The sequence below is a fragment of the Photobacterium lutimaris genome (assembly GCF_003025555.1).
GTDB lineage: Bacteria > Pseudomonadota > Gammaproteobacteria > Enterobacterales > Vibrionaceae > Photobacterium > Photobacterium lutimaris.
In genome coordinates this window covers 54,916-70,833 of sequence record NZ_PYMH01000017.1, presented here as the reverse complement: position 1 = coordinate 70,833, position 15,918 = coordinate 54,916, and the positions used below count along the sequence as shown (strand labels likewise).

At 54.9% G+C, this 15,918-nt stretch carries 16 protein-coding genes; 8 read left to right on the top strand and 8 right to left on the bottom strand.

Going from position 1 to position 15,918, the window contains the following annotated elements; genetic code table 11:
* Positions 1–277: 277 nt before the first annotated feature.
* On the top strand, positions 278–2,836 hold the full coding sequence (locus tag C9I99_RS24035; RefSeq protein ID WP_107351362.1) for a class I adenylate cyclase: 2,559 nt from the start codon (positions 278–280) through the stop codon (positions 2,834–2,836).
* Between the two features lie 76 nt (positions 2,837–2,912).
* Here C9I99_RS24035 and cyaY read toward each other — a convergent pair whose 3' ends face one another.
* Positions 2,913–3,224, bottom strand: coding sequence for an iron donor protein CyaY (gene cyaY / locus C9I99_RS24030; protein ID WP_107351361.1), 312 nt, complete (start codon positions 3,222–3,224; stop codon positions 2,913–2,915).
* 78 nt (positions 3,225–3,302) lie between these two features.
* Here cyaY and lptM point away from each other — a divergent pair, with 78 nt between their 5' ends.
* Genes lptM through yigB form a run of 6 tightly spaced genes read left to right on the top strand, consistent with a single transcriptional unit; the run spans position 3,303 to position 7,908 of the window.
* Positions 3,303–3,422: an LPS translocon maturation chaperone LptM gene (lptM, locus tag C9I99_RS24025; protein ID WP_107351360.1), complete on the top strand. Its 120-nt coding sequence runs from the start codon at positions 3,303–3,305 to the stop codon at positions 3,420–3,422.
* A 26-nt stretch (positions 3,423–3,448) separates the two neighbouring features.
* Positions 3,449–4,702, top strand: a complete 1,254-nt coding sequence (gene lysA, locus C9I99_RS24020) for a diaminopimelate decarboxylase (protein ID WP_107351359.1) — start codon at positions 3,449–3,451, stop codon at positions 4,700–4,702.
* A 14-nt stretch (positions 4,703–4,716) separates the two neighbouring features.
* Positions 4,717–5,547: a diaminopimelate epimerase gene (gene dapF, locus C9I99_RS24015; RefSeq protein WP_107351358.1), complete on the top strand. Its 831-nt coding sequence runs from the start codon at positions 4,717–4,719 to the stop codon at positions 5,545–5,547.
* Complete coding sequence (locus C9I99_RS24010) at positions 5,544–6,248, top strand: DUF484 family protein (protein ID WP_107351357.1); 705 nt, start codon at positions 5,544–5,546, stop codon at positions 6,246–6,248. The genes dapF and C9I99_RS24010 overlap by 4 nt, the downstream gene beginning before the upstream one ends.
* Positions 6,245–7,156: a tyrosine recombinase XerC gene (xerC, locus tag C9I99_RS24005; protein WP_107351356.1), complete on the top strand. Its 912-nt coding sequence runs from the start codon at positions 6,245–6,247 to the stop codon at positions 7,154–7,156. Before C9I99_RS24010 ends, xerC begins: the two co-directional genes overlap by 4 nt.
* A gap of 29 nt (positions 7,157–7,185) precedes the next feature.
* Positions 7,186–7,908 (top strand): 5-amino-6-(5-phospho-D-ribitylamino)uracil phosphatase YigB, encoded by a 723-nt coding sequence (gene yigB / locus C9I99_RS24000; RefSeq protein WP_107351355.1) that lies wholly within the window; start codon positions 7,186–7,188, stop codon positions 7,906–7,908.
* 139 nt (positions 7,909–8,047) lie between these two features.
* Here the strand turns inward: yigB and C9I99_RS23995 are convergent, their stop codons facing one another.
* From C9I99_RS23995 to C9I99_RS23975, 5 genes are read right to left on the bottom strand one after another with little or no spacing between them, the layout of a single operon-like run.
* The gene (locus C9I99_RS23995; protein WP_107351354.1) at positions 8,048–8,503 is read right to left on the bottom strand and encodes a DoxX family protein; all 456 of its coding nucleotides are present in this window, start codon (positions 8,501–8,503) and stop codon (positions 8,048–8,050) included.
* Positions 8,497–9,273: an HvfC/BufC N-terminal domain-containing protein gene (locus C9I99_RS23990; RefSeq protein ID WP_107351353.1), complete on the bottom strand. Its 777-nt coding sequence runs from the start codon at positions 9,271–9,273 to the stop codon at positions 8,497–8,499. Before C9I99_RS23990 ends, C9I99_RS23995 begins: the two co-directional genes overlap by 7 nt.
* Positions 9,254–10,123, bottom strand: a complete 870-nt coding sequence (bufB, locus tag C9I99_RS23985) for an MNIO family bufferin maturase (RefSeq protein WP_107351352.1) — start codon at positions 10,121–10,123, stop codon at positions 9,254–9,256. The genes C9I99_RS23990 and bufB overlap by 20 nt, the downstream gene beginning before the upstream one ends.
* A complete protein-coding gene (locus C9I99_RS23980) occupies positions 10,124–10,384 on the bottom strand; it encodes a BufA1 family periplasmic bufferin-type metallophore (RefSeq protein ID WP_107351351.1) in 261 nt (86 codons plus the stop codon).
* 48 nt (positions 10,385–10,432) lie between these two features.
* Complete coding sequence (locus C9I99_RS23975; RefSeq protein WP_107351350.1) at positions 10,433–10,699, bottom strand: BufA1 family periplasmic bufferin-type metallophore; 267 nt, start codon at positions 10,697–10,699, stop codon at positions 10,433–10,435.
* A 335-nt stretch (positions 10,700–11,034) separates the two neighbouring features.
* On the opposite strand from C9I99_RS23975, the gene uvrD reads away from it, so the two are divergent.
* A complete protein-coding gene (gene uvrD, locus C9I99_RS23970; protein ID WP_107351349.1) occupies positions 11,035–13,206 on the top strand; it encodes a DNA helicase II in 2,172 nt (723 codons plus the stop codon).
* A 104-nt stretch (positions 13,207–13,310) separates the two neighbouring features.
* Here the strand turns inward: uvrD and ggt are convergent, their stop codons facing one another.
* Together ggt and C9I99_RS23960 are read right to left on the bottom strand one after the other, a co-directional pair.
* Entirely contained in the window at positions 13,311–15,080 is a 1,770-nt protein-coding gene (gene ggt / locus C9I99_RS23965; RefSeq protein WP_107351348.1) for a gamma-glutamyltransferase, read from the bottom strand.
* A gap of 120 nt (positions 15,081–15,200) precedes the next feature.
* Positions 15,201–15,863, bottom strand: a complete 663-nt coding sequence (locus tag C9I99_RS23960) for a LysE family translocator (RefSeq protein ID WP_107351392.1) — start codon at positions 15,861–15,863, stop codon at positions 15,201–15,203.
* Positions 15,864–15,918 lie beyond the last annotated feature (55 nt).

Sequence of the window (15,918 nt, the reverse complement as noted above, 5' to 3'; positions counted from 1 at the left end):
TGTGATATTGGTCACATATGTCCTTGACGGTATACAGATAACCGATCGCAAAGTGGCGGTTTGGTGAGCGTGTACTAGTTTGAGGGAAGGCGACTATGGAAAGGTCCGCTGGCAACATTTCAGTCCATTCATAACCTGTCATAAAACGGCACTATCTTTACGGTTAATACAAAAACTGTTAGATTGATCACGTTTTTACTCCTGGTTCGAGCCATCTCAACCGCTTTAATGACAAGATTTGGGCCGCTCTTAAGCTGGCAGCTCTTGGAAGAGTAATTTGCAGAACTATATTGAAACGCTTAAAGGTAGATTGGATCAGCTCAACGAGCTAAGACTCGAGCGTGCGCGTGGCGCCATGACTCCGCAGTCTGTACAGGTGTTCAACCTGTTGCCGGTCCTACTTCACTATAATCACCCGGCGGTGCCTGGCTATCTTGATCAGGATGTACCGGTGGGGATTGCGTCTTTTATTGCCTCCGAGCAGCAGCAACAGTTGATCGATGACTGTGGCTTGGCTTGTGCTACTCCGATTTCTCCTCCTGCAAATGATATTTTCCCTATTCAGGGGCTCTATGCGATGGGCAGTACGGCCTCATTGGGTCAAAGCCTAACCAGCGATCTCGATATCTGGGTTTGTATCCGGACCGATATGCCAGCGGAAAGCCGTCAGGCTCTCGATGCCAAGTGTGCGGTGATCTCTGAATGGGCCCAGGCCCAAGGGGTGGAGGCCAACTTCTTCCTGATTGACGAAAATCGCTTCCGTGAAAACTTTTCCGAGCAGATGACCGGTGAAAACTGTGGTTCGAGCCAACATTTATTGCTGCTTGACGAGTTCTACCGTTCTGCCGTCAACCTGGCTGGCCAGCGTCTGCTGTGGTTCATGGTGCCACCTGAAATGGAGGAGTGTTACGATGACTACATCTGCTATCTCGAAAATGGCGGGTATATCCATCGTGATGAATGGATTGATTTTGGTGGCCTGTCGCGCATTCCGGCCGAGGAATATTTCGGCTCTAGCTTGTGGCAGCTCTACAAAAGTATCGACTCGCCGTATAAGTCGGTACTGAAAGCGATTCTGCTTGAAGCCTATTCTTGGGAATACCCGCATACCCAGCTGCTTAGTGTCGACGGCAAACGGCGCTTCTTCGCCATTGACCGTACTGAGTTCTGTATGGATGCCTATTACCTGATGCTGGAGAAGGTGACCCGCTACCTTGAACGTATCGATGATCACCGTCGTCTGGATCTGGTCCGCCGTTGTTTCTATCTCAAGACCCATGAAAAGTTGACCCGTGAGCCCGCATCGGGTTCGGTACCGTGGCGCCGCAAGGTGTTGCAGGATCTGACCGATGAATGGCAGTGGCCGCAAGAGGTCTTGGTGGAGCTGGACCGTCGCCGCGACTGGAAGGTCGAGCAGGTCAAGAGCGCGCACAACGAGTTGCTTGATGCCCTGATGCTCAGCTACCGTAACCTGATCCGTTTTGCTCGCCGTAATAACATTACCTCGGCGATCAGCCCGGAAGACATCAGTATTCTGGCCCGTAAGTTGTATGCGGCGTTCGAGGTGCTGCCAGGTAAGGTGACCTTACTCAATCCGCAGCTGTCACCGGACTTGCACGAGCAGGACCTGAGCCTGATCCAGGTACCGGCCGGCCGTACCAATACGGCGGGGTGGTACCTCTACAAGCAGTCGCTTGATCCGGTAGCGATTATGGGCCGTCCGGCGCTGGAGCATAACCGCTATCTCAGCAAGCTGGTGGCGTGGGCCTATTTCAACGGCCTGCTGACCGAATCGACCTGTCTGCACACGGTGGTCCGCAACTCGGCGGTCGATATTGACAAGTTTTACCAGTTGGTCAGCGATATTCGCAATACCTTCCCGATCCGTCGCCCACAGCCGAGTTTGCAGGCGTTATCGAGCCCGTGTGAAATTCGCCAGCTTGGTTTGTTTGTCAACCTGGAGAATGATCCGACGACCCGACTGCGTAGTCGCTCGGTCAAGTTTGATTTCAAGAACACCGATATCTTTAGCTATGGCCCGGACCAGATGTGCTTGGTGGGCAGTGTCGATTTAGTGTACCGCAACTCGTGGAACGAAGTGCGTACCCTGAACTTCATCGGTGATAGTGCTATGCTGGATGCATTGAAGACGGTACTGGGCAAGATGCACCAAGATGCGCTGCCGCCGGAATCAGTGGACGTATTTTGTTACAGCAAGCATATGCGTGGCTTGATCCGTAACTTGGTGTACCAGTTGGTAGCCGAGTGTATCGAGATGCGACTTAAACCGGTTGAGCAGGAAAAGCGCCGCCGCTTCAAGGCGATCCGGATTGCCCGCCAGACCCACGGCTTGTTCTTCGAGCGTCGTGGCGTGTCGGTGCAGAAGCTGGAAAACTCGGTTGATTTCTACAGCTGCATCTCGACCAATAAGCTGCTCGGCTCGGCCAACTTGGTGATGGGCAAGACTGACGAGCCGCATCCGCCGGAGATTGTTGATGCCTACGCCAGTGAAGGCTTGATCCAGTTTTTCTTCGAAGATTGCGATGCTGGCTTCAATATCTATATTCTGGACGAGTCAAACCGCATTGAAGTCTATCGTCAGTGCAGCGGTGATAAGGATGAGATGGTGCATGGCGTGAATAGTTTTTATACTTCGGCGCACGACCGTTTTAGCTATAGCGCCAACTTTATCAATTTCAACTTGCCGCAGTTCTACGACATTGTCCACAGCGAGAATAGCGCACCGCAGGTACTGCCGTACAAGAGTGGCCAGCAGCCGTCACGGCGACAGGTCGTGGCTTCCCAAGGGTTGGTGAATGCCAATTTGACCCGCTGAGACTAACAATAAAATACGAAATAAAAGCGGAAGCCTAGGCTTCCGCTTTTTTGTTCGGGCTGCTTGGTGGTAGGCATTACCAGTCGACAGCTTCGCCGGCGTGTAATGAGCACTCTTGCTTGACCAGGGCGATCAGCTCGTTACCGCTGCGGGTACAGTGCCACTTGCCATCCTTGTACTTGAAGTGGTAGCCGCCTGATTTTGACGCCAGCCAGATCTCGTGCAACGGCTCTTGGCGGTTGATCACGATTTGGCTGCGGTTTTCAAATTCCAGTGTCAATACGTTGCCAGTGGTCTCGTATTCGATGTCGGCACCGGACTCGTCGATGCCTTCTTCGATGCTCATCAGCACTTCATCTGCTAACTTATGAAATTCTGTATCATTCATCCCCGATCGTCCTATTGCTTTTCCTAGTGTGGGTGCGATTATAGAGGGCAATGAAATGATAATCACTGGCTTTCAAAAATGCGTAAAGGTTTATTAGCAATTTTGGTGTTGGGCGTACTGGCCCTCACCGGTTGTGGGCAGAGCGGGTCACTGTACATGCCTGACGACAGCGAGCAACAACAACAGAGCGATCAATAAACGGTTCAGACAGGGAAGAGATTACATTGGATTACTTTAACTATCAGAAAGATGGCCAGCTATGGGCCGAAGAAATTCCACTGGCCGATTTGGCTGACCGTTTTGGCACACCGCTATATGTTTATTCGCGTGCGACGCTTGAACGTCACTGGCATGCTTTTGACCAAGCTGTGGCCGATCACCCCCACCTGATCTGCTATGCCGTGAAGGCGAATTCCAACATTGGCGTGCTCAATGTGCTGGCACGTCTGGGCTCTGGCTTTGATATCGTCTCGGGCGGTGAGCTGGAGCGAGTGGTTGCCGCTGGTGGCGATCCGGCCAAGGTGGTGTTCTCGGGGGTTGGTAAGACCGCGGCGGAAATGAAGCGCGCCCTGGAGCTTGGTATCAAGTGTTTCAATGTAGAATCCGAACCTGAGCTGGAGCGGCTCAATCACGTCGCCAGTGAGCTGGGCAAAATCGCACCGGTATCTCTGCGAATCAATCCGGATGTCGATGCCCAGACCCACCCGTATATCTCGACCGGCCTGCGCGATAACAAATTCGGTATTGCCTTTGACCGTGCGCCGGAAGTATACCGTTTAGCCCAGCGTCTGCCGTACTTAGCCGTGACGGGAATGGATTGCCATATTGGCTCTCAGCTGACAGCCATAGACCCGTTTATTGATGCCACTGACCGCCTGCTGGCCCTGATTGACACCCTTAAAGCCGAAGGCATTACCATTCACCATCTCGATGTGGGCGGCGGCTTGGGCGTGACCTACAGTGATGAGCGTCCGCCTCAGCCTTCGGAATATGCCAAGGCCCTGATGGCGCGCTTGGTTGATCACCGTGACTTGGAGCTGATTTTCGAGCCGGGCCGGGCGATTGCCGCCAATGCTGGGGTGATGCTGACACGGGTGGAATACCTCAAGCACACCGAGCACAAGAACTTTGCCATTGTCGATGCGGCGATGAACGACATGATCCGCCCTACGCTTTATCAGGCCTGGCAAGATATCGTACCCGTTGTGCCGCACAATGGTGAGAAGGTTTCCTATGATTTGGTTGGCCCTATCTGTGAAACCGGTGATTTCCTCGGTAAGGATCGCGAGCTGTGCTTGGAGACGGGTGACTTGCTGGCGGTACGCTCGGCAGGAGCCTATGGCTTTGTGATGTCATCGAACTACAATACCCGTGCGCGCGCGGCGGAGATCATGGTCGACGGCAGTCAGGCCCATGTGGTGCGCGAGCGCGAAGAGCTTGCGCAATTGTGGCAGTCAGAGCACCTGTTGCCAGAATAACGAGAAGGAACAACATGCAGGTTAATTTTTCGAAAATGCATGGGCTGGGTAACGATTTCATGGTCGTCGACTGTGTGACTCAGAACGTGTTCTTCTCGCCGGATGCTATCCGGCGTTTGGCTGATCGCCACCGTGGCGTGGGGTTCGATCAGCTGTTGGTGGTGGAGCCGCCCTATGATCCCGAGACCGATTTCCATTACCGGATCTTCAATGCCGATGGTAGCGAAGTGGAGCAGTGCGGTAACGGTGCCCGCTGTTTTGCCCGGTTTGTTTGGATGAAGGGGCTGACCAACAAATACCATATTTCGGTCAGCACCAAAGGCGGTAAAATGGTACTCAAGCTGGAGAACGACAACCAGGTCTCTGTGAATATGGGGATACCTGAATTCGATCCGGCCAAAATTCCTTTTCGCGCCAAGCAAAGCGAGAAAACCTATATCCTGCGGGCCGGTGACAAAACGGTGTTCTGTGGGGCCGCGAGCATGGGCAACCCGCACTGTGTCACTGTGGTGGACGATGTCGAGACAGCTGAAGTCGAGACGCTGGGGCCAATCTTGGAATCCCACGAGCGTTTCCCCGAGCGGGTCAATGCCGGTTTTATGCAGGTGATCAACCGCAGTGAAGTGAAATTGCGGGTGTATGAACGCGGTGCCGGTGAAACCCAGGCGTGTGGCAGCGGCGCATGTGCCGCGGTGGCGATTGGCCGGATGCAGGGGCTGCTGGATGACAGTGTGAAGGTGTCGTTGCCGGGAGGCGATTTGCAGATCCGCTGGGCCGGCGAGGGTAAGCCTTTGTATATGACCGGTGAGGCAACGCACGTGTTTGATGGACAAATTGTATTATGACCGATATATCTCAGCTTGACGTATGTGCTCCCGATGAGGATGCCATCTCGTTGAACGAGCAGGAGGTGGCGGACTTTTTGTTGGCCAACCCTGACTTTTTTGTTCGCCATCCAGATCTATTGAGCCGGATCCAGGTCCACCATGCCGATCGCGGCGTGGTGTCACTGGTTGATATCCAGCTTGAGCGCCTGCGCAGCAATGTCGGTGAGCTGGAAGAGAAAATTACCGGTTTGGTCGGCGCCGCGACCCAGAATAGCCAGCTGTTCCATACTTTCGCCAAGGCGCAGCAGCAGCTGTTCCAGACCCATAATATCTACCAGGCATTGTGTGTGCTGGAAACGCTGGCCGACGAGCTGAAGCTCGATGTCAGCCTGCGCCTGTTTGATAGCCTTGATGATAACCTGTTCCTTGAACGCCGCAGTTTTGACAGTTTCAGCCGTTCGCGCTTGTCATCCCGCCCGGTCTATCTGGGTCGGTTGCGTAAGCTTGAAGCGGAGCTGCTGTTTGACCAGCCGCCGCAGCTGGGATCGTTTTTGGTATTGCCGCTTGGCAATGACAGGCCGTTCGGGGTACTGAGCTTTGCCAGTGTCGATGGCGGCCACTTCCAGCCGGAGATGGACACCCTGTTTGTCGAGCAGCTGGCCATGGTGCTCGCCAAGCTTATCCACCACTGGGAATACACCCGCGAGGTGATAGAGTGAGCCTGCCGGCTGGCTTGGAAAAGCCACTGCAGCGATTCTATGAATACCTGCGCAGTGAACGGGAGCTTAGCCTGCATACCCAGAAAAACTACAAGCGTCAGCTGACGACATTGGCCGAGCAGCTGGTGGTGTTGGGTGTCGATAACTGGCAGACCGTCGATGCCGGCTGGGTCCGCCAGCTTGCCTCCAAGGGAATGCGAGATGGCCTCAAGGCCAGCAGCCTGTCGATGCGGTTGTCGGCACTGCGCAGCTTTTTCGATTACCTGGTCCAGCATGGTATCCTCAAGGCCAACCCGGCCAAGGGCGTATCGGCACCGCGCAAGGCAAGGCCGTTGCCGAAAAACCTGGATGTTGATGAAATGGATCAGTTGCTCAGTGTTGACGATGATGATCCCCTGTCCATCCGCGATCGGGCAATGATGGAGCTGATGTATGGTGCCGGCTTGCGCTTGTCGGAGCTGGTGAGTCTTAATGTCAAAGATGTCAGCCTGCGCAAGGGCGATTTGCGGGTGATCGGTAAAGGCGACAAAGAACGTGTTGTTCCGTTTGCCGGACTGGCCCGTGAATGGGTGGGACACTGGCTGAAGGTACGGGGGCAATTGGCCGCAGGCGGCGAGCCGGGGTTGTTCGTGTCCAAATTGGGCCAGCGAATTTCCAATCGCAATGTTCAGAAACGCATGGCGGAATGGGGCCAGAAGCAGGCGGTATCGAGCCATATCAACCCGCATAAACTGCGCCATAGTTTTGCCACCCATATGCTTGAATCCTCGGGGGATCTGCGGGCGGTTCAGGAATTGCTGGGCCATGCCAATCTCTCGACCACCCAAATCTATACCCATTTGGACTTCCAACACCTGGCACAGGTGTATGATGAAGCCCACCCCCGAGCCAAGCGCAACAAGCGTTGAGCCAGGACAGCTTTCGAGAGTAGCCACCGATGCAGTTTTACCGACCTTTTTCTGCGCCCAAGGCGCTGACCTTTGATCTTGACGATACCCTCTATGATAACCGACCGGTGATTCGCCGAGCCGAGCAGTCGATGCATGATTGGCTGGCGGTTAACCATCCGCGGTTGAAAGGGATGGGAGTAGCTGATTGGCAGCAATTGAAAATGCGCCTTGCTAAGGCGGATCCCCTGCTGCGCCATAATGTGACCCAATGGCGGTTTGAACTGCTCAAGACTGGCTTTATGCAGCTCGGTTATTCCCTGTCGGCCGCTGAGCAGGCCGCTGGCGAAGGCGTCGCGGTGGTGCTCGAGGTCAGAAATCAGGTTGATGTTCCCGCGGAGACCCACCGGGTATTGGCGTTGCTCAAGCAACAGCTGCCGCTGGTGGCCATTACCAATGGCAATGTCGATGCGGAAAAAATCGGTCTGGCGCAGTATTTTGATGGCGTGCTGATGGCGGGCCGTGATGGGTTGGCCAAGCCCGAGCCTGATTTATTTGCCTGCGCGGCGGTCGATCTAGGCATTGCCCCGGCCGATATTCTCCATGTTGGCGATCATTTGGTGACCGATGTCGGTGGCGCCAAGCAAAACGGTTTCAAGGCCTGCTGGCTCAATGATCAGCAACGGGTACTGAGCTGTGAACCTCGGGCTAAGTGGTTGCCGGATGTGGAAATCAGCCAGCTTTCACAGTTGTTGGCTTTGGTGAATGACTAATTAAATCGACTTAACTTGAGCTTCATTTTTCTGGATAAAGTTTCAAAACCTACTCGCCATGAATGGCGAGTCAGAGCTACATGGAGGTATCTATGTGTTTTTGAAACTTCTATCCAGATGAATTTATTAAGGCAGCAAGCTATTGCAATAGGGACTGTTTCGGCTTGCTGCTGATGAGGTGGTCGACGGATATCATCCCTGCCCCCCAGAACACGTTGACTAGCATCATCATGCCCCACAGCTGGTGGTCGAAAAAGCCTTTCTCCCACAGCAGCGGGTAGGATACAACCGCAATGATGTTGAACACGAACAGTGCCAGTGCCATTGGTCGGGTGAATAGGCCGAGCAGCAAAAATACCGGTAGGATCAGCTCGGCTGCAGTGCCCGAATAGGCGGCGAATTGCCAGGGGATCAGGGGCACTTGGTATTCATACTCGAACAGGTACAGGGTGCTGTCCCAACTGCTGTATTTCACCATCCCGGACTTGAAGAATACCCATGCCACCCACAGTCGGGTGAACAGCAGGAACAGGGGGATCAGGGGCTCGGTGATCCGCTGGGCGGTGATATCGATGTGTTTGAGAAAATTCAGCATGCGCACTCTCCCTCGGGCAGGCCGTGGATACGGGTGAATAGTTGTTGTTGGATCAGCTCGCCCAGGATGGCCAGCATGGCACCATCAGCGTCGCCCAATGTTCGACCTTGCTGGCACAGGCGTAACAAAGCCGTTGCCGCCGTGGTTGTCGCGACCACCAGCATGCCTTGCGGGCGGTGCTGGATAATGACCGACTCCGGCTGGTTCATATCAATAGGCTCAATTTGCTCATCGGTGATCATCTGCCACAGGCTGGCGACAGGATAGTGTGCATCGAAGCTGTAGGTGGGTTCGGCCACCTCCAGTGTCAACAGCCCGAGGTTGTCCTCGGTGATCTGGGCCAGTTGCTCAAATGGAAAGTCCGGTGTGATGGCGACATGCTGGCTGGCCCGGTCGACAAGCCATTCCAGCTGGGCCAATTCAGCCAGATAAGGGACAGCCTCAATCACTGACGGCTGGTCGGAAACGGTATCGACAAAGCCTTCACCGTAATCGGTCACATTGCCTTCCCCGAGCGGATGGGTCAGTACATGCTGGCGGGTGAGCTGGGCGAAACACTCGTCACCGACCACGGCCTTGCAGCATGGATAGGTAGCTTCCAGTACCTCTGACAGGCTGATAATAAAGTTGTTACGGTAGATCTGTATCAATTGCTCCGGGGTAAACTGACCGGTTGCAACCGTCTCGCTGGCGGGACTTGGCCGGTAGTGCAGGGCGTCGGCAAAATCCAGCTGTAGGTGATGTAGGCTTTTAGGTGGTGGTGATCCCATCTTTGGCCTCCTCAGCAATTATTTGTTGTGCTTTGTCAGCTTCCCCAAGTAATACGTCGAGATCCGGAATATCAAGATCCCATTCAATCAGCGTGGGCACACCGGCGAGGGCGCTGAAGTGCCCACGCACCCACTGGCGATAGAGTTGCCATACCGGTTCACTGACCGGGCGACTGTGGGTATCTACCCAGATCTCTCCCTGTTCGAACTGCTTGACGGTAAACCCCGCCAGATGGATCTCTTTAACCGTTTGCGGGTCAATAGCATCCAGATAGGTTTGGCAATCGAAGCGGTGGTTGAAACTGCTGACGTAGATGTTGTTGAGATCGAGCAGCAAGCCACACCCGGTGCGCTGTTGGACCGCACGTAGGAACTCCCATTCTGGAATCGTCGAGTGGTTGAAACTCAGATAACTGGATGGGTTCTCGACCAGTAACTGGCGGCCGAGTACCTCCTGCACCCGATCAACCTTGTGGCAGAAGTGGGCCAGAGCTTCCTCGGTATAGGGCAGGGGCAACAGATCATTGAAGTACTGACCGTTAACCGAACTCCAGCTGAGGTGGTCGGATACCGCAATCGGGTCGATGTCGTCCACAAGTTGCTTGAGTTGGGATAGGTGCTGTTTATCCAGCGTATCGGCAGATCCGAGCGACATCCCGATCCCATGGCAGCTGATGGGGTAGTGGTTGGCAATGTCCCTGAGTTGCTGGCGTGCTGGCGAGTGGGGCGTAAAAAAATTCTCGCTGTGGATTTCCAGCCAGCCGATATCCGGTCGCTCAGAGAGAAAGTGATGGATATGGGGGGAGCGAAGCCCCACCCCTACCATCTTGTCAGGAGACAACCCGCTCAATTACTTGGCCTCTTTAGAGCTGCCGGCCAAGCGATCGCAAAGTCCTTTAGGCACCATGACGAAAGCATCTTTCTGACCATCGGTTTTCGAGGTGCCGGCACAAGAGCTGGTTTTGGTCGCACAGTCGTTTTTACCGGCTTTCACCACCCCGTAGCACTTTTCCTTTTCCGCCGCGACGGCAACAGAAGGCGTTAAAGCTGTACCCGCAAGAGCAAGTAAACCAGAGACCGCGGTAGCAACAGCAAGATTAGACTTTTTCATAATGATTCCTTCATTTGAGATGTTATCAAGTTGGTCGTTGGCTAAGGATTATGATGAGCTGGTTGAGCCGCCAGCCAAGCGATCACACAAGCCTTTAGGAACCATCACAAACGCATCTTTCTGGCCGTCGGTTTTCGAGGTGCCGGCACAAGAACTGGTTTTGGTGGCGCAGTCATTTTTGCCTGCTTTCACCACGCCGTAGCATTTTTCTTTTTCCTCGGCAGCAACCGCCGTGGTGGTGGTCATGGCGGTACCGGCGAGTGCAAGCAGGCCTGTTACTGCAGTCGCGAGTGCAATGTTGGTGGTCTTTTTCATGTTTATTCCTCTTAAATACGCTGACCGTTGCAGGAAAATGCAACGTTTCCTTTTGGGTTAACTGGCACCTTGTTGGTGCTCTCGGTACATAAGAAAGGGGGAAGCGGAAATAACTTTCACGCTTTCTTGGTTTTTTTAACTTCTTGTTAACTTTTCGCAATTCCAAGCATAGAACAAAAATATTTGGCAGTAGGTCGATAGGTGAATTTTTGTCATGCTGTGTGGGCTGTTTTGTCATCTGCCACTAGGGAGAGCGGCCAGCGGGAGGTTTCTCGCATCACGGGGGGCTTTGTGGTTATAATCATCACCATTGTATAAATAACCAGTAGAGAGCGATGGACGTTTCACTTCTGTTAGATGGCCTGAATGACAAGCAACGCGAGGCGGTGGCGGCACCGTTGGGTAACCACCTGGTTTTGGCCGGCGCCGGGAGTGGTAAAACCCGGGTCTTGGTCCATCGCATTGCCTGGTTGATGACGATAGAGCAAGCCTCGCCTTACTCTATTATGTCGGTAACCTTCACCAACAAAGCGGCTGCCGAGATGCGCGGCCGGATCAATGAGCTGATGCACGGCTCGTCGGCGGGGATGTGGAACGGTACCTTCCATGGCTTGTGCCACCGTATGCTGCGCGCCCACTATTTGGATGCCCGCTTGCCGGAAGATTTCAATATCCTTGATTCTGACGATCAGATGCGTTTGATGCGTCGTTTGATCAAGGCCCAGAACCTTGACGAGAAGCAGTGGCCGGCTCGCCAGGCAGTGTGGTACGTCAATGCCAAGAAAGACGAGGGCCTGCGCCCGCAGCACATTGACTCGTTCAATGACCCGGTCGAGCAAACCTGGCTGCGTCTTTACACCGCCTACCAGGAAGCGTGTGACCGTGCCGGTTTGGTCGATTTCGCCGAGCTGCTGCTGCGTGCGTTCGAGTTGCTAAAGCGCAGCAAGCATATCCGTGAACACTACCAGGCTCGCTTCAAGCATATTTTGGTGGATGAGTTCCAGGACACCAACAACATCCAGTTTGCCTGGTTGCGCCTGATGGCCGGTCCGGACTGTAATGTGATGATTGTGGGGGATGATGACCAGTCGATTTACGGCTGGCGTGGTGCCAAGGTAGAGAATATCCAGCGCTTCCTCGATGACTTCAAGGGAGCCAGCTCGATATTCCTGGAGCAAAACTACCGTTCAACCGGTAACATTTTGAAAGCCGCCAACGGCCTGATCGCCAACAATAATGAGCGAATGGGCAAGAACCTTTGGACCGACGGTGCCGAAGGGGAGCTGATCTCGATTTATTCGGCGTTCAACGAGCTGGATGAAGCCCGCTTTGTGGTCGGAAAAATTAAAGAGCTGCGTGATCAGGGCGGTGCCTTGAGCGAAGCCGCCATGCTTTACCGAAGTAATGCCCAGTCACGGGTATTGGAGGAAGCATTGATCCAAGCGGGGATGCCGTACCGGATTTATGGCGGTATGCGTTTCTTCGAGCGTCAGGAAATCAAAGACTCCCTGTCGTACTTGCGATTGATGGCCAACCGTAATGATGATGCCTCGTTTGAGCGGGTAGTGAACACCCCGACCCGGGGTTTGGGCGATCGTACGCTGGAAACGATCCGCATGACAGCCCGTGACCGCGGGGCGACCATGTGGCAGGCCAGTGTTGCCTTGCTGGAAGAACAAGTGTTGGCTGGCCGTGCTGCCAACTCGCTGCGGCGCTTTATCGAACTGGTCAACGCACTGGAAGATGATACCCGCGAGCTACCGCTGTACCAGCAAACCGATGAGGTGATCCGCAGTTCTGGCCTGCGTGCGATGTACGAGCAGGAAAAAGGCGAGAAAGCCCAGGCGCGAATCGAAAACCTTGAGGAGCTGGTCACCGCAACCCGCCAGTTCGAGATCCCAGAGGAAGCCGAGGAGATGAGCCCGCTGTCAGCATTCTTGTCTCATGCTGCGCTGGAAGCGGGGGAAGGTCAGGCGGATGAGTTCGAGGATGCCGTCCAGCTGATGACCATGCACAGTGCCAAGGGGTTGGAATTCCCAGTGGTATTTATGGTCGGTGTCGAAGAAGGGATGTTCCCGAGCTCGCGCACCACCGAGGAAGTGGGCCGTTTGGAAGAGGAGCGCCGCTTGTGCTATGTGGGTATGACCCGTGCAATGCAGAAGCTCTATATCTCCCACGCAGAAATGCGTCGCCTGTACGGCAAGGACAACTTCCATAAACCGTCACGCTTTATCCGCGAGATCCCGGAAGAGTTTATCGAAGAAGTGCGGATGAAGGCCAAGGTGTCACGACCTGCCAGCAGTGGTCGCTTCAGCCAGAGCCAGGTCAACGATAACTTCAACCAGACCGGCTACACCCTTGGTCAGCGGGTCCAGCACCCGAAATTTGGTGAAGGGACCATCATCAACTTTGAGGGAAGCGGTGCCCAGAGCCGGGTACAGGTTGCCTTTAACGGTGAGGGCATCAAATGGTTGGTAACCCAGTATGCCAAGCTTGAGCCGATGTGATCGCTGAAGAGAATCATGATTAGCGCTAAGTTAGCCGGACAATGAAAACAGAACCCGTGGTCGGTGCCACGGGTTTTTTTATGCCGATTTGCTCAGTGGTGAGCTTATTTCGCGATGACCTTGCCTTCGCGGCGTGGATCGGCGGCACCGGTTAGGGTCTTGCCATCGAGCTTGATGGCCTGAACGCCGGAGTTGAGTTCCTTGATCTTCACGGTGAAGCCGAGGGTTTCCAGTTTTGGGGCCCAGCTTTCTGCGCCAGTACCGACTTCCAGTTCAAACGGTCCGAAGCGGTTGTTCATGTTCGGCAGGTTGATAGCCTGCTGCAAACCCATCCCCCAATCGAGGTGGGCGACCAGGGTTTTGGCGACATAGCCGATGATCTGGCTGCCGCCCGGTGAGCCGATAGCAAGGTAGGGCTTGCCGTTTTTCATCACGATGGTCGGAGCCATGGAGGAGCGGGGACGTTTGCCGGGCTCGACCCGGTTGGCAATCGGCTTGCCATTGTCATGGCTGCGGAAGGAAAAGTCGGTCAGCTCGTTGTTGAGCAAGAAGCCGCGCACCATCACCCGGGAGCCAAAGCCGTTCTCGATGGTGGTGGTCATGGAAATCACATTGCGGCTGTTGTCGACAATCGAAAAATGGCTGGTCGAAGGGAGCTCGAGAGATTCATCCATCGCATAGCGCATGGCGTGATCCCATGGAGGGCTGCCAGCTTCAGCCGTGGCTAAGGCGTTGTCATTGTTGAGCAAGGCTGCCCGTTGCTGGAGGTAGTTATCTGCCAGCAACCCCTGGGTGGGCATCGGCACATAGTCGCTATCGGCCATGTAGTGGCCGCGATCGGCAAAAGCCAGGCGCGAGGCATCGCCGAGCAAGCGCCAGCTAATCAGGTTGTCCGGCCCCAAGTCTGCAAGCGGATAGTGGCTGAGCATCCCCATGATCTGGCCCAGCGTCAGGGCGCCGGAGCTCGGAGGTCCCATGCCGCAGATCTCATACTGGCGGTAAGGGGCGCAGATGGCTGGCCGTTCTTTGACCTGGTAGGTGGCGAGATCCATGGTACTGAGAACGCCCGGGTTGCCCGGTGCTGTACGTACCACCTTGACGATATCTTTGGCGATTTCACCGGTGTAGAAGGCACTGGCCCCGCGTTCGGCGATTTGACGCAGGGTATTGGCATACTCTGGGTTCTTCAGCGTTTGGCCAGCCTGAATCGGCGAGCCATCGTTATTGAAGAAATAGGCTTTGGTAGCCTCGAAGCGCTGTAGGTGGGTTTGATCTTTTTCGACCAGAGCTGCCAGTCTCGGACTGACGATGAAACCGTCCTTGGCCAGCTGGATCGCGGGTTCGAACAGCTTTTTCCAGTCCAGTTTGCCGTGACGCTGGTGGGTATACCACATCAGCTTGACTGTGCCGGGGGTACCGACTGAGCGGCCGCCGACCACGGCATCGAAGAATTGCAGCGGTTGCCCCTTGTCATCCTGGAATAGTAAGGGGGTGACGGCGAACGGTGCCGTTTCACGGCCATCAAAGGTGGTCAGGGCTTCTTTTTTCTGATCCCAATACACCATAAATGCCCCGCCGCCGATGCCGGAGGACTGGGGCTCGGTCAGGCCCAGTACCAACTGGGTGGCGACCATGGCATCGATAGCGTTGCCGCCTTGGCGCAGGATCTCGGCGCCAGCCTCGCTGGCGTATGGATTGGCCGAGGCGATCATCCAGTCCTTGCCCGTCACCGCTTGCTGCTCGGTGAGACCAGTTGCTGCTTCCGGTGCGAGCTGATCCGTACTTTGCTGGCTGTCTTTGGCAGAGGCGGTCGCGGGTAGGGTCAGCAGGCAGGCTGACAACAGGGCGAGCCGGTGTCGGTGATTCCATTCCATGGGTATTTAACTCCTTACTTAGGCTGCTGCTAGCCTAAGTAAGGACAGGGGGAGATGTCTAACGGTTGACTGTTTTTTGTGCAGTGGGTCAACCTGTGAGCGGCATTACGTTGGCAAAGTTTACTGCGCGATGATGCTGAGCAGGATCAAGCTGCCGATTAGGGTGAATAAGGCGCCGCAGGTGGCATCAATCCATGGTGTCCAGCGCTGTAGTTTTTGTTGCAGGCGAGCACCGGTCAACAGCCAGGCCAGCAAGGCAAACCACAGGAAGGATGTTCCCCACAGCAAGCAGATTGCCGTTGCCTTACCACCCAAAGACATACTGGCCGGTACCAAGGTTGATAATAAGCTGATAAAGAAAACCAGGGCTTTGGGGTTGAGGATATTGGTGGTAAAGCCCTTGGCCAGCGCTTGCTTACGGTTAGCCAGTACTCGCTGAGCTTCTTGCTTGGCTGTTTGTTGTTCGGCTGGCTGATGGCGCTGCTGGTAGTGTTGCCACGTGCCTTTGAGCGCGCCGATCCCAAGCCACAGCAGGTAGCTGCCACCTACCGCTTGCAGCAGAGCAAATAACATAGGGTGCTGATGGATCAGCAGGCTGGCACCGGTCAGGCTGAGAATAGCGTGGAGTAGGATCCCTAATGACAAGCCGAGGGCGATCATCATCCCGGTCTGGCGGCCGTAGCGGCCGGCGTTTTGTACCACTAAGGCGAAGTCGGGCCCCGGGCTCATCAGGGCGATAATATGGACAGTCACCAGGGTGGCGAGGGTGGTCATTTCATTGATCATTGCGGGTATATCATCCTTCAAACTACAGGGCGGTATGCCCAGTAAATCGAAG